We start from the raw sequence: 21,244 nt of genomic DNA, 5'->3' as shown, positions 1-21,244 counted from the left end.
TTCAATGTGCTTTTTTATCTACAGACGATGGGTGCGGTCTTGGCGCACGATCGCTTCCGGTAATTCTACGCCTTTACCGACCGCCAGCACCTTGAACAGTTCGCCCATTTCGGCCGGCGACACCAGCTTCTGCAGCGCCCGCGCCTGCGGCAGGTAGGCCACGGCGTCGGCCGGATCGGTGCGCAGCAGCAGCTCGCCGATGCCGGCACCCAGCAGGAAGCCCGCCTGGTTCAGATAGCCCAGCACCTCGATGCCGGCGTCCTGCGCCACCAGCGCCATCGCCGTGAAATCGACGTGGGCGGTGATGTCCTGCAGGCCGGGGTAATAGAAGGGGTCGGGATGGGCGTGGTGGCGGTAGTGGCACATCAGCGTGCCGGTGACGCGCTGGTCGAAGTAATACTCGCGCGCCGGGAAGCCGTAGTCGACCAGGAAGGCGGCGTTGGCCGTGCCCTGCGCCAGCATGCGCGCCAGCGTCGCCATGAAGCCGCAGGCCACGCCGTGCAGTTCGGTCACATAGCCGTCCGGCAGGTGCTCGTGGTCGGGGATCTGGCGCGCGATCTGCGCCAGCAGCGCCGGGCCGGCCGGCGCCTCCAGGTACTGGAAACGGCCGTCGGCCAGCGTCACCTTCAGCTCCTGCCAGCCGTCCGGGTGCTTGATGACCAGGTCGACCGGCATGGCGTCCAGCACCTCGTTGCCGAACACCACGCCGTCAAACGCCGCCGGCAGCGCGTCCAGCCACACCACCTGCGGGAAATCGCGCAGCGTCTGCTGCTGGCGGCCGCGCAGCTCGCCGGACAGCTCGACGATGTAATAGTTGTCCACCCTGACCCCGGCCGCGCGCAGCTCGCTCAGGATGTCGAACGCCAGCTTGCCGGTGCCGGCGCCGAATTCGAGGAGGTTCGGCGCGCTTTGGGCGATAATAGCGGCTGCAACCCGCGCCAGCGCCGCGCCAAACAAGGGCGACAGCTCGGGAGCAGTGGTAAAATCGCCGTCCTTGCCCAGCTTGGCAGAGCCGCCGCTGTAATAGCCCAAGCCAGGCGTATATAGCGCCAACTCCATGTAGCGGGCAAAGGAAATGGCGCCTGCGTTGCTTCCAATCTCGGCGGCAATCAGGTTCTGCAAAGCATGGGACGCGGCTAACGCGTCGCTAGAAGGTACGGGTAAAGACATCCCGGCATTATATCCAGTTCAAAGATGAAGATAGCACAGGACAATTCAGCCCCGGGCTCGCGTGCAGCCTTGGTTACCGGCGCGGGACGCCGCATCGGCCGGGAGATTGCACTCGGACTGGCCGACGCGGGGTGGAACATCGTAGTGCATTATCGTCACTCCGCCGATGAAGCGCAGGAAGTAGTGGCCAAAATCCTAGCGCGCGGCCGGCGCGCGACGGCCTTGTCCTGCGACCTTGCGGACGAAGCAGCCGTACGCAAGCTGCTGGTAGAAGCAAACGCTGCACTGGGCCCAATCAGCTGCGTGGTTAACAATGCCTCCGTGTTCGATTACGATAACGTAGCCGACTTCAGCTATGAATCGCTGGATGCGCACATGCGCACCAATTTGGGCGCCCCACTACTGCTGGCACAGGCACTGCATGCCGCTACCCCCGCAGGCGCGCAAGCAGTCGTGATCAATTTGCTGGACCAAAAACTCTACAATCTCAATCCGGACTTTCTTTCGTACACTTTATCAAAAGTTGCCCTGCAAAGTGCGGTCACCATGTTGGCACAGGCACTAGCTCCAAAAGTGCGGGTGGTGGGTGTTGCCCCAGGATTGACGATGATCAGCCACATCCAATCCAGCGAAGATTTTGCCGCTACTCACGCCATGTCCCCATTGGGAGAGTCGAGCCGGCCCGAAGAAGTGGTCCAAGCGGTTGTCTTTGCCGCTCAGAATCGTGCACTCACTGGATCGACTATTCTGGTCGACGGTGGTCAGCACCTGCTCCGCTTGCCGCGGGATTTCAGCCTTATGAACAGGAACCAATGATGTACCCACACCCGAAGTTGATTGATTGCCGTCGTGTATTCATCAAGAACTACCGACTTGATATGGAAATTGGCGCTTATCCACACGAAAAGAATCGCGTCCAATATGTGTTGGTCAATATTGAGTTCTGGGTCCCGCTAGCAGCGACAACGCCCAAAAATGATGATATCGACGAAATCGTCAATCATGACTTTGTCCGCCCGGGTATTCAGGCGATCGTTAGCCGTGGCCACATCAATCTGCAGGAAACACTGTGCGATGCCATCGTCGAATTGATCCTCCAGCATCCGCTGGTAGTCGCAACCCGTGTATCGACCGAAAAACGGGAGGTATATCCGGATTGCGAGTGTGCCGGCGTCGAAGTATTTAAACTAAAAGAGAATCTGTCATGAGCGACTCTTCATCGACAAAATATCTTGACGCCCAACAGATCGTTTATCTACCTCGATGGGCACGCATTGCAGTGATGGCTGTGCTGGGCTTGTTGGCAGTGTCGGCATGCGGTGCAGCCATCGGTTTTTTTTTCATCCCAGCGTATCAGGAAAAAATTACCGCCGCCTTGTCAATCGCACAGACGGCGGCAGGCGCCTTCGCTGTCGTGCTGTTCGTGTTGTTCGCTGAACGCCAACTCAGTGTCGACAAACTGAATCAGAAAACTGATATGTTTCTCGAGCAGCAGATCCCACAATCGCTTGCAAAAATTGAGATCCCTCAACTGAAGCCAGGCCACACGGTAAATGTAAAAGTACTCAAGCGCGCGGAGACTGTACATGGGGGAAGAAAGGATATCTTCGGTGCGAATTATGAGTTGTCACTGGAGACGTTCCGCATGCGAATGTGGATAGGTATTAATGTGAAACGCCTCAGCGTCATCTACTTTGCCGCCGTCAACAACGAAGAAGATCTCGACAAGCTGCAAAAAGCTTTCCACTTCACTTTCGCAGGTGCTGCGAAACTCGGATACGAAACCAATTTCCAATATGTCGAGTTTGGTAATGAGAAGTTAGTTTCAATCTGGACGACCGTAATGGCTGACAACGTTATTCTTGGCAATCCAGCAGAACAGCTTTTCTGGATTCAGGATGTGGCCATGATGACGCAATCCTTTATCCGTACTGCAGTACGTAATAATATTTTGATTAATACTACGACCGAGCCGGGTCCATTATGAACGCCGTCATCCAAGAGAGCATCAGCGCCAAGGCCGCTGAAAAAAACGCCCACGAAAACAACAAACTGCACAAGCGCCTGTGCCGCCTGGTCGGCCAGGCCATCGGCGACTTCAACATGATCGAGGACGGCGACAAGGTCATGGTCTGCCTGTCCGGCGGCAAGGACTCGTACGCGCTGCTGGACATCCTGATGACGCTGCGCGAGCGCGCGCCGATCCACTTCGACATCGTCGCCGTCAACCTCGACCAGAAGCAGCCGAACTTCCCGGCCGAGGTGCTGCCGGCCTACCTGGACAAGCTGGGCGTGCCCTACCACATCGAAAACCAGGACACCTACAGCATCGTCAAGCGCCTGATCCCGGAGGGCAAGACCACCTGCTCGCTGTGCTCGCGCCTGCGCCGCGGCATCCTGTACCGCGTGGCCGATGAACTGGGCTGCAACAAGATCGCGCTGGGCCACCACCGCGACGATATCCTGGAAACCTTCTTCCTCAACATGTTCTTCGGCGGCAAGATCAAGGGCATGCCGGCCAAGCTGGTGTCGGACGACGGCAAGCACATGGTGATCCGCCCGCTGGCCTATGTGAAGGAAGAGGACACCGAGCGCTACGCCGAGGTCAAGCAGTTCCCCATCATCCCGTGCGACCTGTGCGGCTCGCAGGAAAACCTGCAGCGCAAGCAGATCAAGAATATGCTGCGCGAGTGGGAGAAAAAGCATCCGGGCCGGGTGGAGAACATCTTCTCGTCGCTGTCGACGGTGGTGCCATCGCACCTGATGGACCGCGACCTGTTCGGCTTCCAGGACCTCAAGGCCGACGGCGTCGCCAACCCGCTGGGCGACATCGCCTTCGACGAGGAACCATGCTCGACGCCGGCCACCGTCCCCGGCATCATCCCGCTGCAGCGCGAAGCGTGAGCCGCACTACCTCGATCGGATGACGATGGATTAAGGGAATCGTGGCATGATGCGGCGATGCCACCTTGAGGAGCGCGGAATGACACTGAGGATCGATACCACGTCGCTGAGCGACACCCTGTCCGGCGCCGCGCCGAAGAAAAACGGCGCGGGCGGCGATTTTGGCGCGCTGCTCAAGCATGCGGAAAGCAAACAGTCGGACGCCGCCGCCGAACTGGAAAAATACCTGCAGATGACGCCCGAGCAGCGCATGGCCGCCGCCATCATGAAACAGATGGGCATCACGCCCGAGCAGTTCGCCGCCATGTCGCCGTCCGAGCAGGCCGCCGTCACCGCGAAGATCCAGCAGATCATCCAGCAGCAGCTGCAGGAAAAAATGGCGCAGAACCAGGCGCACTCCACCAGCCTGTCCGGCATCTCGCTGTAACGGCGCGCCAGCGTGGCGCGCCGCTGAAGGCGAGGTAGCGCGGATCAGTATTTTTGTGCCGTGCGCAGCACCGGATACAGGTTGTAGCGCTCATCCCACGAGGCGTGGCGGCGGGCGAAGAACTCCAGCCGCTTGTGCGGGCTCTTTTCGAAGTCCGGATCAGTGTCCAGCTTCTTCTGGAACTCGGCGCGCAGCGCCGGATCGGCGTCCAGCTGCTCGCGCGCCACCTCCTCCGCCACGTAATCCTCCATGTACTCCTTGCGCTCGAAGGCGTTATTGAATTCGCCCCAGCCCAGCAGGCCGTCGGCGCCGCGCGGCTCCAGCATGGTCATCACCAGGCGCGCCTTCGGCTGCGCGATCGGCACGAACAGCGCCCCCTTGGCCACGGCGCGGCGCTCGCGGCCCCAGTCGCCTTCCACCGTCAGCGTCTGGTGGCCCTCGAACGACTGCGCGCCGAATTTGGTCTTGGTGGCGCGGAAGGTCTCCACCTCGGCCGACATCTCGTCGCTCTTGAGCACCTTGAAGTCGATGCCGTGCTGTTTCAGCTTAGCGCCCACCCAGGCCGCCTGCGCCAGCGGCACGATGTAACCGCCCTGCGGCGCCTTCACCCACAGGTCCGGCACCACCTCGTCGCGCAGCGGCACGGTCCACATCTGCGGCTTGCTCTCGTCGTAACGGGTCCACAGGCCGCCCGACACCACCGAGTGCTCGCGCGTGTAGGCGTAGCCGGGGAACTGGATGGTCTTGGTGTTGAACGTGGTGCGATAGCTGAGCGGGAACTCGCTGCCGCCCATGGCCAGCGCGCGGGCGTCGGCCTCCCTGGTCAGCTTCTGCCACTCCTGGCCATGCTGCGCCACCTGCGACAGCAGCGAGACGATGGTATTGCGGGTGATGCGCACGCGGGTCGGGTAGTCCTTCCACGAGTGGGTTTCCACCAGCATGGCGAAGCGGTTACGCATCGGGAAGTAGCCGGTCGAGAAGCGCGGCGTCGACATGCTGTCGACGAAGCCGGACATCGGATCGTCCTCCTTGGCGAAGGAGATGTAGTACGGCTTGGGATCCGAGCCCTGCGCCTTCAGGTCCGCCATCACATTGTTCTGCAGCGCGGCGCCGGCCACCTTCAGCGCCTCGTCGCCGCCGTGCACCGGCTCGACCTGGATCGACACGTCCGGCTGGAACTTGGCGCCGTCGGTCACGTGCAGGTCGACGTAGGCCAGCGGATCCCAGGCGTTGACCAGCGCCAGCATGGCCTGCATCTCCGGCGCGTCGGCCTTGACGTAGTCACGATTCAGGTTGTAGTTCTGCGCGGTGACGCGCCAGCCCATTTCCACCGGGCCGCGCTGGTTGGGCCGGTTGTTCTTGCCGAAGCGCTCGTGGCCATCGACGTTGAACACCGGGACGAACAGCAGCACCTGCTTGTCCAGCGCGCCCGGCGCGGCCTTGCCCTCCAGCGCCTCGCGCAGCGCCAGGAAGCCGGCGTCCTTGCCGTCGATTTCGCCGGCGTGGATGCCGCCCTGGATCAGCATGACCGGCACGCCCTTCTTCTTCGCCTGCTCGGCGGTCAGCGCGCCGCTGCGGCTGACGGCCAGCGCCAGCATCGGCCGGCCCTCCGGCGTGCGGCCGAATTCAAAGCAGCGCACCTGCTTCGGATAGGCTTTCTGGAACTGGCCGCACAGCGCGATCACTTCGTCGTAGCGGCCGGTGGCCTGGAAGCCCGAGCGTTCGGACACGGTGGTCAGCGGCGCGCCGGCTGGAGTGGCGGCGAAGGTGGAGGTAGAGGCAGCGGCAAAGGCAAGCAGTATGGCGGAACGAATCATCGAAAGACTTCCAGCGAGGGTTGATCGACCGATGCCTGTGCCGGCATCGGATCCGCTGGAAATTATAGTCCGCTTTGCGCGCTAGCGAACGCGTATCGCTATCTGCTTGCCTTCGGGCCGCAATACCTCCAGAGGGCCGGACAGGGTGCGGTTGCGCTGCGGCGTTGCCGGGCACACGCCGCTGGCGCGGTAGCTCAATGCCGCCGCCAGCAAGCCCTCGCTGGTATCGCCCACTTCATGCGTCAGGTCGTCGGCCACGTTGCAGGTGGGCTGAAAGCCATCGGCATAGTCGCCAAAGCCCTTGTTGTTGGTGCCCTGTGTTTCGATCGCAAAATAGGTGGTACCGCAGTTCGGCGCCGGCGTGAAGGCATACGGCTTGCCGCAGGTGGTGCCGCCGATCAGCGTCACGTCGACATCGATGCCGCGCAGGCCGTTGATCACCGATTCGCTGGCCGAACACGTGCCGGCAGTGGTCAGGATCGTCACCCGCTTCAGTCCCAGCGCCGGCAGCGCCACGCCGGCGTTCAGCTTGGACGGCACAAAGCCGTAGGCGGTCGACGAGAACAGTTGCGGCGCCACCGGCTTTTGTTTGTCGTTGTAATGCAGCTGCTCGAAGACCTTGTCCTGCGTGGCGGTGGGGCCGGCGATCATATAGGCCAGCTCCGCTGCCAGCCGCACGTAGCCGCCGCCGTTGTAGCGCATGTCCAGGATCAGGTCCGACACCTGGGCGCTGCGGAATTGCCTGAAGGCGTCCGCCAGCTGGCTCTCCGCCACCGCGTTATGGTCGTGAAATTGCAGATAGCCGACCGCGCCGCTGGCGGTATTCAGCACGCGCGCATTCTGCACCGGCATCAGCGCCAGATTGGCGGAGGTCAGCGACACCGGCAGCGGTGCGCCATCCCGTTCCAGCACAAATTTGTGCGCTTCCCCGGCGGCCTTGGGCGACAGGCCGGCGTTGATCGCCGCCACGCCCTCGGTCGTGGTGGATTGCATGTCGACGCCGTCCACCGACCGCAGCCGGTCGCCGCGCCGCAGGCCGGCGGCATCGGCCGGCGATCCCGGCTCCACCATCGCAATGATCCAGACACGCGGCAGCACGCCGCTGGCGGTGCGCGACCAGGTGATGCCATAGGTCAGTTCAATGCCCTGGTTGCTCATCGCGTACCACACCTCGCTCGGATAGCTGAAGTGGAAGCGGTCTTTCGGTCGGCCGGAGGCGGTGATGGCGGGCGTCTTCAGCACCGCGAAGTAATCGAGCGGCGTCTTGTAGTCGGCCATGTGGATGCTGGCCGGGATCTCGTTGTACCACAGGTAGCTGTCGTCGATGTAGGAACGCATCCAGCGCAGCTCATCGTTCAGTGTTGCCTGCACATCCATGTAAGGCAGTCCGTTGGGCTGGAAGCCGCTGCGGGGATGTTCGCAGTGGTTATACAAGGTAAACCAGTCCGGTCTGGACGGCGTCTCCGGCGGCGGCGTGGTGTCCGGCGGGGTGACCACCGGAGGCGTCACGGGTGTTTCCGGTGGGATGACGACGATAGGCGGACCGCCGGGGGCACTGGCGCTGCTGGACGAGCCGCCGCCGCAGGCGCTGAAGGCTGCCGCCATGGCGGCGCAGGACAAAACAGTGAGGAATTTCATACGCACATTATGACTGCAAATCGGCGTCCTGGCGCACCAGCGCCGCCAGCCATTCGGCGAACACCCGCAGTCGCGGCGACGACATGCGGCCCTGCGGGTAGAGCAGCGAGATCGGCATCGGCGTCGGCGGCGTCGCCGCCAGCACCTCGACCAGCGCGCCGCTGGCAAGGTGCCCGCGCACCTGGTAACGCGCCACCTGCGCCAGCCCCATCCCCTGCAACACGCAACTCAGACTGGCCTCGGCATCGTTGACCGCGATCGCGCTGTGGATTTCGGTGGTCACCACGCTGCCGTCCACCACGAAGTCCCAGTCGAACGGCCGCCCGGTGCGCCCCGAAAAATGCGACACGCAACGATGCTCGCGCAGATCGGTCCACACCTGCGGCACGCCATGCCGCCGCAAATACGCCGGCGCGGCGCAGGTGAGAAAACCCATATTCCCCAACTGGCGCCCGATCATCGCCGAATCCTGCAAGGCACCGATGCGCAGCGCGCAATCGGCGCCCTCCTCGATCAGGTCGCGCACGCGGTCGCTCAGGCTGATCACCAGGTCGATGTCCGGATAGCGCTGGCAAAAGCCGCCGATGTGCGGCACCACCGCGTTGCGGCCGAAGGTGCCCGGCATCTCGATCCGCAGCTTGCCGCGCGGCGAGCCGGCGCCCTGGCCGCGATAGCTGCTCTCCGCATCCTCCACCGCCTGCAAAATCTCCAGGCACTTGCGGAAGTAGTCGGCGCCGTCCGGCGTCAGCGACAGCCGCCGCGTGGTCCGCTGCAGCAGCTGGGTGCCGAGGAAGGCCTCCAGCTTCTTGATGGTGGCCGTCAGCGCGGCGCGCGGCAGGTCCAGCGTCTCGGCGGCCTTGGTGAAGCTGTTGGCCTCGACGATGCGGACAAAGGTCTGCATGGCTTTCAACCGGTCCATTGTTCACCTTTTATGAAAAGTATAGGTGCATTATGCCCTAATTATCTTTGTCCGGACTTTGCCTAGAATGGCCTCATCGAACTCTCACTGGAGAACCATCATGCATAACAAAGATATAAGCGCCGGCATGGTCACGCTGCTGGCCACCGCCACCGGCCTGATCGTGGCCAGCCTGTACTACGCCCAAACGCTGGTCGGCCCGATCAGCGCCGCCACCGGCCTGTCGCCGCAAGCGGCCGGCCTGATCGTCACGCTGACGCAGATCGGCTACTGTCTCGGCCTGCTGTTCATCGTGCCGCTGGGCGACCTGCTGGAAAACCGCCGCCTGATCTTCACCGGCCTGCTGTTCACGTCGGCCATGCTGGTGCTGGCCGCGATCAGCAGCAGCGCGTGGATGTTCCTGACCGCCGCGCTGGGCATCGGCCTCGGCTCGGTGGCGGCGCAGATCATCGTGCCGTTCGCCGCCCACCTGTCGCTGGAAGCCACGCGCGGCGTCACCGTCGGCAAGGTGGTCAGCGGCCTGCTGCTGGGGATCATGCTGTCGCGTCCCGCCGCCAGCCTGATCGCCGACGCCACCAGCTGGCACGTGGTGTTCGGCGGCGCCGCCGTGATGGTGCTGATCGTCGCCTTCGTGCTGCGCGCCAAGCTGCCGGAGCGTATGCCCAACCACCACATCACCTATCCGAAGCTGATGTCGTCGTTGTGGCACCTGTTCCTGCAAACGCCGGTGCTGCGCCGCCGCGCCGCCTACCACGCCGGCCTGTTTGGTTCGTTCAGCCTGTTCTGGACCGTGACCCCGCTGATGCTGGCCAGCCCCGCGTTCCACCTGTCGCAGACCGGCATCGCCATCTTCGCGCTGGTCGGCATGGCCGGCGCCGTGGCCTCGCCGATCGCCGGCAAGCTGGCCGACCAGGGCCACACGCTGATGGCCACCGCCGCCGCGCTGGCGCTGGGTGTGATTGGTTTTGTGCTGCCGATGATCGTGCCGGGCTCGCGCGAGGTGGCGCTGGCGGTGCTGGTGATCGCATCGATCGTGCTGGATATGGGCGTGGCGGCCAACCTGGTGCTGGGCCAGCGCGCCATCTTCTCGCTGGGCGCGGAAGTGCGCAGCCGCCTGAATGGCGTCTACTTCGCGCTGTTCTTCGCCGGCGGCGCGGCCGGTTCGGCGCTGGGCGGCTGGATGTACGCCACCCACGGCTGGCATGCCGCGCTGCTGACCGGCGTGGCCTTCAACGGCGCGGCGCTGCTGTACTGGGTGACCGAATACCTTGGCCACACCAGCGATCAGCGTAACAAGGTGGCTTAACCGCCGAAGTGGTAATTCAGCTCGATCCAGCCCTGGCGGCCGATCGGGCTGTAATTACCGACCGGATAGTAAGGCCAGCCCGCGCTGTTATCGGCCTTGACCTGGTTGAACAGGTTATTCACCGCCACCGAAATGGTGGCGCGTTCATTCAGGCGGTACACCACGCTGGCATTGACCAGCGTGGTCGGCGTCAGGAAGGCGTCGCCAGCGGCGTTGGGCACCTTGCCGTAGCGCTGCAAGAACAGGGTGTTCGACCATCGGCCCTGGTTCCAGGTGACGCTGGCATTCAGCTTGTCGCGCCAGTCGTAGTTGGTCAGGTCGTCCAGATCATCCTTCAGCGGATCGCCGGAGAACTGGCGCGAATGCTTGTTCAGCGTCTTCGAGTAATTGGCCTTGGCGGTGAAGCTGCCGTAGTCCCGGGTGCGGAACACGTACTTGCCGGCGACGTCGATGCCATCCACGCTGGTGGACGCGGCGTTGATCGGATTGACCAGGATCTGCTTGATCTCGCCCGGACGGAACAGTGCATTGTCCGGATAGCGCGTGACGCGCGCGATGGCGTCGGCGCAGGTCGGCGAGGTCAGGTCGCCGGCCAGGCGGCACGCCGCCTCGTCGCGCAGCAGCTTGTCGTCGCTCAGGTTGGTCACCAGGTCGCTGATCTTGATGTTCCAGTAGTCCACCGACACATCGAAGTCCGCGCTCGGCGACCACACGATACCCAGGCCGGTCGAACGGCCCTTCTCCGAACGCAGGTCCTTGCTGCCGGTCTGCACATAGTCGGCGCCCGGCGAGTAGTTGGCGTACTCGCAGTCGGCGATGGCCACGCCGGCCTTGGCGCAGCGGTAGTAATCGGTGGTCGATGCATAGTAGCCGGTGCCGCGCGCCTTGTAGATGTAGTTCATGTCCGGCGCGCGGAAGCTGGTGGCGTAGTTACCGCGCACCAGCAGCTGCTGCGTCGGACGCCACTCGATGCCGCCGTTGTAGGTGAACTTGCCGTCATTGCGGCCGGCGAAGCTGTAGCGGTCATAGCGGCCAGCCAGCGTCGCGTCCACCGTCTTGACGACCGGGATGCTGGCTTCCGCCCCCAGCGCATAACGCTTGCGGGTGCCGGCGGTGACGTCGGCGCCGGTGGCGAGATTGAAATAGCCCTGGTTGATGCGCGCGTCCGGTACGTTGGAGAAGCCCTGCTTGCCCAGCTCCGCCACCGTGGCCACCTTCAGCGGGCCGGCCGGCAGATCGAGCACCTCGCCGTTGGCGGTCAGGCTCAGGGTGTTGGTCCACGACTTGTCGTCGCTGACGGTGGCGCCGGCGATGGTGTTGAATTGCGCCGGCGTCAGGCGCGTGGTCAGGCGCGCCGGATCGGGGGCGTAGATCGCCACGCCGTCCGCGTTCACGCCCAGTTGCGGGCCGAGGAAGAAGCTATCCACATTCGACAGCAGGCGCGGACGATGGTCCTGGCTCTTGTACAGCGACGCCGTGTAGCCGGCCTCGTAGTTCCAGGTGCGGGTGCCGGGAATCGATCCCTTGATGCCGAACGACAGCGAGCTGGCCTGGTCATCCCAGGTGCGATTGAAGCGCTCCACGCCGCCGATTTCTTCCGGCGAAATATAACGGGTCCACGCCTCGTAGGCATGGGTGTTCTGGTTCCAGAAATAGCTGTCGGTCAGCGAACGCGAGGTCCACGACGGGCCGCGCGTGTTCTGCGTGCTGCGGTTCTGGCCATACAGCGCCTCCGCGTACAGCGTGGTGGTCGGCGACAGCTCGTAATTGGCGCTGCCGAACAGATTCTGACTGCTGTTTTTGGTCTGCGTGGTCCAATAGGTCGGGCCGACTTTCGGGCTGGCGCAGTAGCTGCCGGTCTTGCTGGCGTAGCTGACGGTGCTGCCGCCGAACAGATCGCCGATGCTGGCGCAGGTGTCACCCAGATCGACGTACTTGCCGGTGCTGACGTTCTTGCGCGACAGGACGGCGGTCGGCGCCACGCCGGTCTTGCTGGCCATGAAATCGCGGTCGGCGCTCCACAGCGGATCGCGCTCCAGCAGTTCGACGCTGAACAGCGTATTCAGCTTGTCGAAGCTCTTGCCGCCGGTGATCTGCAGGCGCTGGTCGCTGGCGCCGCCGCGCGAGGTGCCGCCGGCCTTGAGGTTGACGTCCACACCGTCGAACTGCTTTTTCAGGATGATGTTGACCACGCCCGCAATCGCGTCCGAGCCATAGACGGCGGAGGCGCCGCCGCTCAGGATTTCGATGCGGTCCACCACACTGGACGGGATGTTGGCCAGGTTGGTGAAGTTGACCGTGCCGTCATAAGCGATGGGGAAGTCCGCCATGCGGCGGCCGTTCAGCAGCACCAGCGTGTGGTTAGGACCGAGGCCGCGCAGGCTGATGGCGTTGGCCGATGGCGTGTACGTGTTGCCATAGTCGGCGCCCTGGGTGAAGCCGCTGTTCTGCGTCTGGTTGCTAAGGGCGTCGAAGACGTTGCGGTAGCCCTGCTTCTCGATATCGGCGCCGGTGATGACGGTGACGGCCGACGGTCCCTCGGTGCCGGCGCGCGGAATGCGCGACCCGGTGATGACCACTGCGGGCGGCGTGGTGGCCGCCGCGTCCTGCGCCAGCGCCACGGTATGGCCGGCCAAGCCAGCCAGCAGCGCGATAACGCCGCTGGCGAGAGGCTTCAAGTTATGATTTTCTTGCATTGTAAATAATTCAGAACTGAAAAGGTCGACACCTTATCAATTCTGGAACTATTTCTGAACGAATGTTTTCTTACATGCTTATACGATAATTCGAATAAAGTCATTTCAGCTGCGCCAGCAGGAAGCTGTAGGTTGTGGCCCACCAGCGCACCTCCTGGTCGAGGGACGCCGCGGCCGCGTGGCCGCCCTCGGTATTTTCCCAGTACAGCACATCGTGGCCCTGTTCCTGCATCCTGGCCGCCATCTTGCGCGCATGGCCGGGGTGGACCCGGTCGTCGCTGGTGGCGGTGGTGAACAGCACGCGCGGATAGTGGCGCTCCTTGTGCACGTTCTGGTACGGCGAATATTGGCCGATATAGGCCCACTGTGCCGGATCATCCGGATCGCCATATTCTGCGATCCACGACGCGCCGGCCAGCAACTTGCTGAAGCGCCGCATGTCCAGCAGCGGCGCGCCGCAGACCACGGCGTTGAACAGTTCCGGACGCTGGGTCAGCGCCACGCCCACCAGCAGGCCGCCGTTACTGCGGCCGGAAATACCCAGATGGCGCGGACTGGTGATCTGGCGCCGGACCAGGTCCTCGGCCACGGCCAGGAAATCATCAAAGGCGCGCTGGCGATGTTGCCCGACCGCGGCCTGATGCCACGCCGGCCCAAACTCACCGCCGCCACGGATGTTCGCCAGCACGTACATGCCGCCGTGCTTGAGCCACGCGTCGCCCATCGGGCCGAGATAGTAGGGCTTCATCGGCACCTGAAAGCCACCGTAGGCGTTCAGTAGCGTGGGATTGCTGCCGTCCATCCGGGCCGCCTTGCTCATCACCACAAAGTACGGCACCCGCGTGCCGTCCGGCGATACCGCATGCAGCTGCTGCACCGTGTAAGCGTCGGCATCAAAGAAAGCCGGCATCGACTTCAGCACGGTGCGCGCGTCGCTGCCGGTACGGGCCAGGTAAGTGGTGGTGGGATGCAGGAAATCCGTCACCTTCAGGATGTAATCGCCGGACGCCACCGGGTCGAGCGCAGCGACGCTCAACTGGCCGAATGCCGGCGCCGCAACTTTGCGCTGCCGCCAATGACCGCCAACCCGGGTGACTTCCACCAACCGGTTGCGTACGTTATCCAGAATGTTGAGCAGCAGCGCGCCACGCGTGGCCGTCACGCTGTCGAGAGAACTGGTGGGTGTGGGCGTCAACAGCAGCGCAAACTGGCGCTCGCCGCGCATGAAGCGCCGCAGGTCGGTCGCCAGCAGCGCCCCTTCCGGATAACGGACGCCATTCACCTCCCAGGCGGAATTGAGCTGGATGATTAACTGGTCATCCAGCATGCTGGTCTGGGCGTCCGCCGGCACCGGCACCCTGGCCAGTTTGCCTCGCTCGCGCAAGAACAATTCGCTGCTGTAGTAATTGATCGTGCGCGTGACGAACTGGTAGGCATGCCCGGGCGTGAACTTCTTGTCAGCCGATACCCGCATGTCGTCCGCCTTCCCTTCATACAGCGTGCGCGCCGCCGCCAACGGTGTTCCGCGCCGCCATTCCTTGACGATGCGTGCATAGCCGGACGCCGTCATCGACCCTTCACCGAAATCGGTGGCGACCAGCAAGGTATCGCGGTCTGACCAGGCCACCTCGGTCTTGGCCTCGGGCAGCGTAAAGCCACCCGCGACGAAGCGGCGCCTGACGGTGTCGAACTCGCGCACCACGTGGGCGTCACCGCCGCCGCGCGACAGCAGCACCAGGCAGCGCTCCGCCTTTGGATACAGGCAGACCACGTCATGCCAGACCCATTTTTCATGCTCGTCTGCGGCCAGCCGATCGAGATCGAGCACGGTCTCCCACGCCGGTTCGGCGCGCCGGTATTGCGCCATCGTGGTGCGCCGCCAGACGCCGCGCTGATGCTGCGCATCCACCCAGAAGTTATACAGCAAGCCGCCGTGCATGCTCACCTCCGGCAGGCGGGCGCCGGAATGCAGCATGGTTTGCACGCTTTGCTCGATGTCGCGGTATTCGGCGCGCGTGCGCAACTCGCCCAGCGCGGCCTTGTTTTGGGCCTCAACCCACGCCATCGTGCGCTCTCCGTGGCTGTCTTCCAGCCATAGATAAGGATCGTTTTCCTGCGCGCGCGCGAGCCCCAGCAACGCCAGGCCGAGCAGCGCGGCGCTGGCGATTTTTTGAACCAGATGCATGTGATTTACTCCAGATGAGACAATAGAAAATTACGCCTGCAGCGCCAGCGCCGGCGAGATGCGCAGCGCCGCCAGCGTATGCCGCGCCGTGGCCAGCAGCGCGATCAGCACGGCCAGGGCCAGGGCGGCGGCCAGCGGCCAGGCGCCCAGCGGCGCATGTTCGGCATAGCTGGCCAGATAGCGCTGTATCGCCAGCCAGGCCAGCGGCAATCCGAGCGCGGCGCCGGCGCCGACCAGCGCGGCAAACTCGCGCGCCATCATCAACGCGATATCGCCGCGCCTTGCCCCGTGCAGCTTGCGCAGCACGATCTCGCGCCGGCGCCGCTGCACGCTGTAGGCCGACAGCACATAGATGCCAAAACCCGCCAGCGCCACGGCGATCGCGCTGGCGGCGACAAGAATGCGGATCAGGCGCGCATCGCCGGCATAGCGTTCCGCCAGCACCGCCTGTTGCGTCTTGAGCTCCAGCACATCGTCGGGGAAATGCCGTTGCCACAAGGGCGCGATGGCGTCGTACGCCGCCGCCACGCTGCCACGAACGCGGATACTCAGCACGGACGCCGGACGGACGAAATAGATCACGGCGCGCGAAGGAGCGCGCACGCCCTGGAAGCGCACGTCGGGTGCGATGCCGATGATCTGGTAGTCTGCCTTGAGGAATTTGCCAACCGCCTCCTGCGGCGTCGCGTAGCCCAGCGCCAGCGCGCCGGCGGCGTTGACCATCGCCTTGCTCACCTCCTGTCCCTCGATGCCGTCACGTTGCGGATCGAACGCCACGCCAAATTCCGGCCGCAACCGGTGTACCTGGAACCAGTCGGCGCTGACGTATTTGGCTTCCATCGGCACGTCGGTGCCGTCCTTGCCGCGGATACGGTTGATGTTCTTGGCGCCGTCGCGGCCGACCGCCTCGGAGATGGTGGCAACGCCTTCGATCTGCGGCAGGCGCCGCAACTGCGCGATGAACGACTGGTCGAGTGGCTTGTTTTGTCCGTAGGATGGCAGGATCAGCACCAGCAGATTGGCGGGATCGAAGCCCGGTGACGCGTGGCTGGCGTACCAGGTTTGCCAGGCGACCGCGATGGCGGTCGCGCTGAGCGCCATCGCGCTGGCAAATTGCAGCACCGTCAGCACGCGCCGGCCCCACCAGCCGCCCGCCGTCTCGCTGTTGCCGCGCCCCGCCAGCGATGGTCCCGGCAGCGCGCGATGCGCCAGCCAGGCGGGATAAGCGCCGGCGCACACGCCGGTCAGCGCCGCCAGGGCCAGCGCCAGCATGCAAGCCCGCAGCGTGAAGATGCCCTCCAGCGGACGGTTGACCAGATCGGAAAACATCGGCAACAACAGCCATGCGAGCAGCAGGCCGGCGCTGGCGGCCAGCAGCGCGGTCAGCATCGCCTCGCTGAGAAATTGCCGCGTCAGGCGCCAGGCGCTCACGCCCAGCAGCTTGCGGATGCCAATCTCGCGCTGGCGGCGCAAGGTCCGCACGGTAGCCAGGTTGACATAGTTGATGGTGGCCAGCGCCAGTATCAACAGGCCACCGGCCAGCAAGCCGTACACGCTGGCGCGCCGGCCATATTGCTCGCCAGTCCGGCTGGCGGCCAGATCGTCGTCGAAATAGGCATCGCCAAGCGGCAGCAGGCCGATGTCGGTGACGTGGACGCCATGGCGGACGCCCGCCGCAATGGACCCCATCTGCTGACTCAAGGGCGAGTCGTCGCTGGCCTGCTGCAACAGGGCGGTCAGCGCCGGCACGGAGGCGCCGGGTTTCAGCTTCAGATACAGGCCGCCACGCACCCACTGGCTCATCGCCGTCGCGCGTTCGCTCCACGCGCTGCTGTCCGGCCCGACCAGCGCTTCATATAGCTGCGTGCTGTTCGCCGCTGGATCGCGCAACAGCGCGCGCACCTGCAGCGTAATGCCGCCGATATCGACCGCGCGGCCCAGTGCCGGCATACCGCCGAACAGCTTGCGCGCGCCGGTAACGGTCAACGCAATGCCGTCCGCCTGCGTCAGCGCCGCCTGCAGATCGCCTTCCAGCGTAGCGACCGCAAACAGGGAACGGAACGCCGGATCGACCACCTGCAAATTCACGCCATGCAGTGCGCTGCCAACGCGCAGCGGCGTCTCGATCGGCTTGGCGATACTCGCCTCCTCCACCATGCCGCTCGCCAGCGCCACATCGCGCAGCGGCAGGAAGGCCATCGCCTGCCATTCCGGGCGCGGAAAGACATTGATGCGCTGCTTGACCAGGAACACGCGGCCGATGTCCGGCACACTGCTGTTGTAGTTCAGGCAGAACTGGACGAAGCCGAACAGGAGAAAACAGGCCGCGAAGCCTATCGCCAGGCCGCCGGTGACCACCAGTGAATATCCCGGCTGTTGCAGCAGCAGGCGCCAGCCGATACGAAAGTCGCGCAAACTCATGGTGTTTCAGATGTTTTGAAGTTCATGCCGGCCATACTGCAAAAGCCATGCCATCACTTAAACCGCCGCTTTCGCCTACCGGAAGCGGCGTAACGGCCATATCCGAACACTAGCACTGTTCAAAAATGAACAGCAAAAAAAACGGCCCCGAAGGGCCGCTGCGTGAACTCGCGCAAGTCTAAGCCGCGTGGCTTGCTTCGGCCTGCGCCTGCGCGGACGCGGGCGCCGGTTTGCCGAAGCCCGCCAGCAGCGCAGCTTCCTTCTGCCTGGCGGCCAGCAGGTGGCGTTCCTTCACATGGCCGTAGCCGCGGATGTCTTCCGGGATGCTGGCGATGGCCACGGCTTGCGCCAGGTTTTCGGCCGTCAGCTTCGGCAACAGTCCGGCCACCGTGTCGCGGTAGTGGCCGATCAGCGCCCGTTCGGACTTGCGTTCCGCCGTATAACCAAACACGTCCAGCGCCGTGCCGCGCAGGCCTTTGAACTTGGCCAGCACCGCAAACGCCTTCATCATCCACGGGCCGTATTCCTTCTTGATCAGGTGGCCCTTGGCATCCTGCTTGGCGAAGATCGGCGGCGCCAGGTGGAATTTCAGCGTGATGTCGCCCTCGAACATGCCGGCGATTTTCTTCTGGAAGGCGCCGTCGGTGTACAGTCGCGCGACTTCGTATTCGTCCTTGTACGCCATCAGCTTGTAGTAATAGCGCGCCACGGCCTCGCTCAGGCGGGTGCCCTTGCCCAGTTTTGCCTCGGCCGAGCGAACCTCTTCAACAAACGATTTATACTGTTTAGCATAATTCGCGTCCTGGTAGGCGGTCAGCAGCTCCACCCGCTTGGCGACGATGTCGTCCAAGGTCTGGATGCGCTTGAACTCGATGACCTTGGCCGGCGTGGTCAACCTGGTCACCGACGCCAGGTCGTGCGCGGCGGTGCGTCCCCAGTGGAAGGCGGCCTTGTTGAAGGCCACCGACACGCCATTCAGCTCGATCGCCTTGATCAGCGATGCTTCGCTCAGCGGCACATGGCCTTTCTGGAACGCGTAGCCCAGCATGAACATATTGGTGGCGATCGAGTCGCCCATCAGCGCGGTGGCGATTTGGCCGGCATCGACAAAGTCGACATGCTCGTTGCCGCAGGCGCGGATGATTTCGCCGCGCGACGAGCCGTCCGGGAACTGCCAGTCCGGGTTCTTCACGAACGCGGCGGTGGACAGGCCGGTCGAGTTGACCATCGCATGCGTGCGGCCCTCGCCCATGCGCGACAGGGCGTCGCGCGACGCGGTCACGATCAGGTCGCAGCCGATCACCAGATCGGCGCTGCCGGTGCCCACGCGGGTCGAGTGCAGATCGCCCTGGTGGTCCGCCAGGCGCACGTGCGACATCACCGGGCCGCCCTTCTGCGCCAGGCCGCTCATGTCCAGCACGATGGCGCCCTTGTTCTCGACGTGGGCCGCCATGGCCAGGATCTGGCCCACGGTCACCACGCCGGTGCCGCCGATGCCGGTGATCAGGATGCCGAACGGCGTTGCGGTCGACGGCAGCACCGGCGCCGGCAACACGGCTTGCGGCGCATCGCCGGTGGCGGCCTTCTTCGGCTTTTTCAGCGCGCCGCCCTCCACCGTCACAAAGCTCGGGCAGAAGCCGGTGGTGCAGGAGAAGTCCTTGTTGCAGGACGACTGGTTGATCTGGCGCTTGCGGCCCAGGTCCGTCTCCAGCGGTTCCACCGACAGGCAGTTGGACTGCACCGAGCAGTCGCCGCAGCCTTCGCACACGGCTTCGTTGATCACCGCGCGCTTGGCCGGATCAGGATACTCGTTGCGCTTGCGGCGGCGGCGTTTTTCGGACGCGCAGGTCTGGTCGTAGATCATGGCCGACACGCCCGGCTTGTCGCGCAGCTCGCGCTGCACATCCATCAATTCGCTGCGATGGCGCACGGTGACGCCCGGCGCCCAGTTGTAATCCGACGGGTACTTTTCCGGCTCGTCGGTGACCACGATGATCGGCGACACGCCTTCCGCCGCGATCTGGCGCGAGATCATGCCCGGATCGAGCGGACCGTCGAACTGCTGGCCGCCGGTCATGGCGACGGCGTCGTTGAACAGGATCTTGTAGGTGATATTGACCTTGGCCGCCACCGCCGCGCGGATCGCCAATATGCCCGAGTGGAAGTAGGTGCCGTCACCCAGGTTGGTGAACACGTGCTTCTCGTTGGTGAACGGCGCCTGCCCCACCCAGGTGACGCCTTCCGCGCCCATGTGGGTAAAGGTCGAGGTTTCGCGGTCCATCCACAGCACCATGTAGTGGCAGCCGATGCCGGCCAGCGCGCGCGAACCTTCCGGCACCTTGGTCGACGAGTTGTGCGGGCAGCCGGAGCAGAAATACGGAATGCGGTCGGTCTGCGGGTTGGCTTTGACCGGCAGCGTCTTCAGCGCCAGCTCTTTCGCTTCCAGATACGCCACGCGCTCCCGCACGCGCTTGGCCACCGGATGGCCGTCGCAGTAGTGGGCGATGCGCGAGGCGATGGCGCGCGCGATCTGCGCCGGATTCAGTTCGTAGGTGGCCGGCAGCAGCCAGTCGCCGTGGCCGGTCTTGCCCTTGTTGCTCCATTCGCCGGTGTCGTCGAACTTGCCGACCACGCGCGGGCGCTGGCCGTCCGGCAGGTTGTACAGCTCTTCCTTCAGCGCGTATTCGAGGATCTGGCGTTTTTCTTCCACCACCAGGATCTCGTCCAGGCCCTTGGCGAATTCGTGCACGCCATCCGCTTCCAGCGGCCAGGTCATGCCGATCTTGTACAGGCGGATGCCGATGTCGGCGGCGGCCTGCTCGTCGATGCCCAGGTCGGCCAGCGCCTGGCGCGTGTCCAGGTAGGATTTGCCGGCGGTGATGATGCCGATCTTCGGCTTGGGCGAATCCCAGATGATCTTGTTCAGCTTATTGGCACGGCAGTACGCCAGCGCGGCGTACCACTTGTAGCTGTTCATGCGCACTTCCATATCCAGCACGGTGTCCGGCCAGCGGATATTCAGGCCGCCCTCCGGCAGCTCGAAGTCGGTCGGCAGCTGGATCTGCACGCGGTCCGGGTCGAAGTCCACCACGGCGCCGGATTCGATGATGTCGGTCACGCACTTCATCGACACCCACAGGCCGGTATAGCGGCTCATCGCCCACGCGTGCAGGCCGTAGTCGATGTACTCCTGCACCGACGAAGGGTACAGCACCGGAATGCCGCAGGCGTTGAGGATGTGGTCCGACTGGTGCGCGGTGGACGAGGACTTGGCCGCGTGGTCGTCGCCGGCCAGCACCAGCACGCCGCCATGCTTGGCGGAGCCGGCGTTGTTGGCGTGCTTGAAGACGTCGCCGCAGCGGTCCACGCCGGGGCCCTTGCCGTACCACATGGCGAACACGCCGTCGTACTTGGCGTCCTTGAACAGATTGGTCTGCTGGGTGCCCCAGACGGCGGTCGCCGCCAGGTCTTCGTTCATCCCGGGATGGAATTTGACGTGGTGTTCGTCGAGGTACTTCTTGGCCTTCACCGCCGTCATGTCGACGCTGGTGACCGGCGAGCCGCGGTAGCCGGTGATGTAGCCGGCGGTGTTGAGGCCCGCCTTGAGGTCGCGCTCGCGCTGCATCATGGGCAGGCGGATCAGCGCCTGCGTGCCCGTCATGAAGGCGCGGCCGCGTTCCAGGGTCCATTTATCGTCCAGCGTAATCTCGGCCGGATCCAATTGCAAACCCTTGTGAGGTGCATTCATTTGTTGTCTCCAA

At 64.1% G+C, this 21,244-nt stretch carries 14 protein-coding genes; 6 read left to right on the top strand and 8 right to left on the bottom strand.

The annotated features are described in order from the left end of the window. Positions 1–18: 18 nt before the first annotated feature. Positions 19–1,170 (bottom strand): class I SAM-dependent methyltransferase, encoded by a 1,152-nt coding sequence (locus FHW58_RS21455; RefSeq protein ID WP_179675202.1) that lies wholly within the window; start codon positions 1,168–1,170, stop codon positions 19–21. Between the two features lie 24 nt (positions 1,171–1,194). On the opposite strand from FHW58_RS21455, the gene FHW58_RS21450 reads away from it, so the two are divergent. The 5 genes from FHW58_RS21450 to FHW58_RS21430 all read left to right on the top strand — a co-directional run bounded on the left by FHW58_RS21450 (position 1,195) and on the right by FHW58_RS21430 (position 4,501). Further along, entirely contained in the window at positions 1,195–1,986 is a 792-nt protein-coding gene (locus FHW58_RS21450; protein WP_179675201.1) for an SDR family oxidoreductase, read from the top strand. Continuing rightward, positions 1,983–2,378 (top strand): dihydroneopterin aldolase, encoded by a 396-nt coding sequence (locus FHW58_RS21445; protein WP_373996716.1) that lies wholly within the window; start codon positions 1,983–1,985, stop codon positions 2,376–2,378. Before FHW58_RS21450 ends, FHW58_RS21445 begins: the two co-directional genes overlap by 4 nt. Further along, positions 2,375–3,157 (top strand): hypothetical protein, encoded by a 783-nt coding sequence (locus FHW58_RS21440; RefSeq protein ID WP_179675200.1) that lies wholly within the window; start codon positions 2,375–2,377, stop codon positions 3,155–3,157. Before FHW58_RS21445 ends, FHW58_RS21440 begins: the two co-directional genes overlap by 4 nt. Next, entirely contained in the window at positions 3,154–4,074 is a 921-nt protein-coding gene (gene ttcA, locus FHW58_RS21435) for a tRNA 2-thiocytidine(32) synthetase TtcA (RefSeq protein ID WP_179675199.1), read from the top strand. The genes FHW58_RS21440 and ttcA overlap by 4 nt, the downstream gene beginning before the upstream one ends. A 79-nt stretch (positions 4,075–4,153) precedes the next feature. Then, positions 4,154–4,501, top strand: coding sequence for a hypothetical protein (locus FHW58_RS21430; RefSeq protein ID WP_179675198.1), 348 nt, complete (start codon positions 4,154–4,156; stop codon positions 4,499–4,501). 44 nt (positions 4,502–4,545) lie between these two features. Here FHW58_RS21430 and FHW58_RS21425 read toward each other — a convergent pair whose 3' ends face one another. The 3 genes from FHW58_RS21425 to FHW58_RS21415 all read right to left on the bottom strand — a co-directional run bounded on the left by FHW58_RS21425 (position 4,546) and on the right by FHW58_RS21415 (position 8,875). Further along, complete coding sequence (locus FHW58_RS21425) at positions 4,546–6,318, bottom strand: M14 family metallopeptidase (protein ID WP_179675197.1); 1,773 nt, start codon at positions 6,316–6,318, stop codon at positions 4,546–4,548. Between the two features lie 81 nt (positions 6,319–6,399). Then, complete coding sequence (locus FHW58_RS21420; RefSeq protein WP_229265434.1) at positions 6,400–7,956, bottom strand: S41 family peptidase; 1,557 nt, start codon at positions 7,954–7,956, stop codon at positions 6,400–6,402. A gap of 7 nt (positions 7,957–7,963) precedes the next feature. After that, positions 7,964–8,875: a LysR family transcriptional regulator gene (locus FHW58_RS21415; protein ID WP_179675196.1), complete on the bottom strand. Its 912-nt coding sequence runs from the start codon at positions 8,873–8,875 to the stop codon at positions 7,964–7,966. Positions 8,876–8,975: 100 nt separating this feature from the next. On the opposite strand from FHW58_RS21415, the gene FHW58_RS21410 reads away from it, so the two are divergent. Beyond that, complete coding sequence (locus FHW58_RS21410) at positions 8,976–10,181, top strand: MFS transporter (protein ID WP_229265433.1); 1,206 nt, start codon at positions 8,976–8,978, stop codon at positions 10,179–10,181. Here the strand turns inward: FHW58_RS21410 and FHW58_RS21405 are convergent. The 4 genes from FHW58_RS21405 to FHW58_RS21390 all read right to left on the bottom strand — a co-directional run bounded on the left by FHW58_RS21405 (position 10,178) and on the right by FHW58_RS21390 (position 21,231). Beyond that, positions 10,178–12,859, bottom strand: coding sequence for a TonB-dependent siderophore receptor (locus tag FHW58_RS21405; RefSeq protein ID WP_229265432.1), 2,682 nt, complete (start codon positions 12,857–12,859; stop codon positions 10,178–10,180). The genes FHW58_RS21410 and FHW58_RS21405 overlap by 4 nt on opposite strands. 118 nt (positions 12,860–12,977) lie before the next feature. Beyond that, complete coding sequence (locus tag FHW58_RS21400) at positions 12,978–15,062, bottom strand: prolyl oligopeptidase family protein (RefSeq protein WP_179675194.1); 2,085 nt, start codon at positions 15,060–15,062, stop codon at positions 12,978–12,980. A gap of 30 nt (positions 15,063–15,092) precedes the next feature. Beyond that, on the bottom strand, positions 15,093–17,483 hold the full coding sequence (locus FHW58_RS21395; RefSeq protein ID WP_179675193.1) for an FtsX-like permease family protein: 2,391 nt from the start codon (positions 17,481–17,483) through the stop codon (positions 15,093–15,095). A gap of 178 nt (positions 17,484–17,661) precedes the next feature. Then, entirely contained in the window at positions 17,662–21,231 is a 3,570-nt protein-coding gene (locus tag FHW58_RS21390) for an indolepyruvate ferredoxin oxidoreductase family protein (protein ID WP_179675192.1), read from the bottom strand. Between the last annotated feature and the right edge of the window lie 13 nt (positions 21,232–21,244).

Source organism: Duganella sp. 1224 (assembly GCF_013408245.1).
Lineage (GTDB): Bacteria > Pseudomonadota > Gammaproteobacteria > Burkholderiales > Burkholderiaceae_D > Rugamonas.
The sequence above is the reverse complement of the archived record's forward strand: the minus strand, read 5'-3'. Positions and strand labels throughout refer to the sequence as shown.

Excerpts from the sequence above, each read along its gene's own strand:
- ttcA (WP_179675199.1), top strand. The coding sequence starts at position 3,154 with ATGAACGCCGTCATCCAAGAGAGCATCAGCGCCAAGGCCGCTGAAAAA.
- FHW58_RS21430 (WP_179675198.1), top strand. The coding sequence starts at position 4,154 with ATGACACTGAGGATCGATACCACGTCGCTGAGCGACACCCTGTCCGGC.
- FHW58_RS21395 (WP_179675193.1), bottom strand. The coding sequence starts at position 17,483 with ATGAGTTTGCGCGACTTTCGTATCGGCTGGCGCCTGCTGCTGCAACAG.
- FHW58_RS21450 (WP_179675201.1), top strand. The coding sequence starts at position 1,195 with ATGAAGATAGCACAGGACAATTCAGCCCCGGGCTCGCGTGCAGCCTTG.
- FHW58_RS21455 (WP_179675202.1), bottom strand. The coding sequence starts at position 1,170 with ATGTCTTTACCCGTACCTTCTAGCGACGCGTTAGCCGCGTCCCATGCT.
- FHW58_RS21390 (WP_179675192.1), bottom strand. The coding sequence starts at position 21,231 with ATGAATGCACCTCACAAGGGTTTGCAATTGGATCCGGCCGAGATTACG.
- FHW58_RS21425 (WP_179675197.1), bottom strand. The coding sequence starts at position 6,318 with ATGATTCGTTCCGCCATACTGCTTGCCTTTGCCGCTGCCTCTACCTCC.
- FHW58_RS21440 (WP_179675200.1), top strand. The coding sequence starts at position 2,375 with ATGAGCGACTCTTCATCGACAAAATATCTTGACGCCCAACAGATCGTT.
- FHW58_RS21415 (WP_179675196.1), bottom strand. The coding sequence starts at position 8,875 with ATGGACCGGTTGAAAGCCATGCAGACCTTTGTCCGCATCGTCGAGGCC.
- FHW58_RS21420 (WP_229265434.1), bottom strand. The coding sequence starts at position 7,956 with ATGAAATTCCTCACTGTTTTGTCCTGCGCCGCCATGGCGGCAGCCTTC.
- FHW58_RS21410 (WP_229265433.1), top strand. The coding sequence starts at position 8,976 with ATGCATAACAAAGATATAAGCGCCGGCATGGTCACGCTGCTGGCCACC.
- FHW58_RS21445 (WP_373996716.1), top strand. The coding sequence starts at position 1,983 with ATGATGTACCCACACCCGAAGTTGATTGATTGCCGTCGTGTATTCATC.
- FHW58_RS21400 (WP_179675194.1), bottom strand. The coding sequence starts at position 15,062 with ATGCATCTGGTTCAAAAAATCGCCAGCGCCGCGCTGCTCGGCCTGGCG.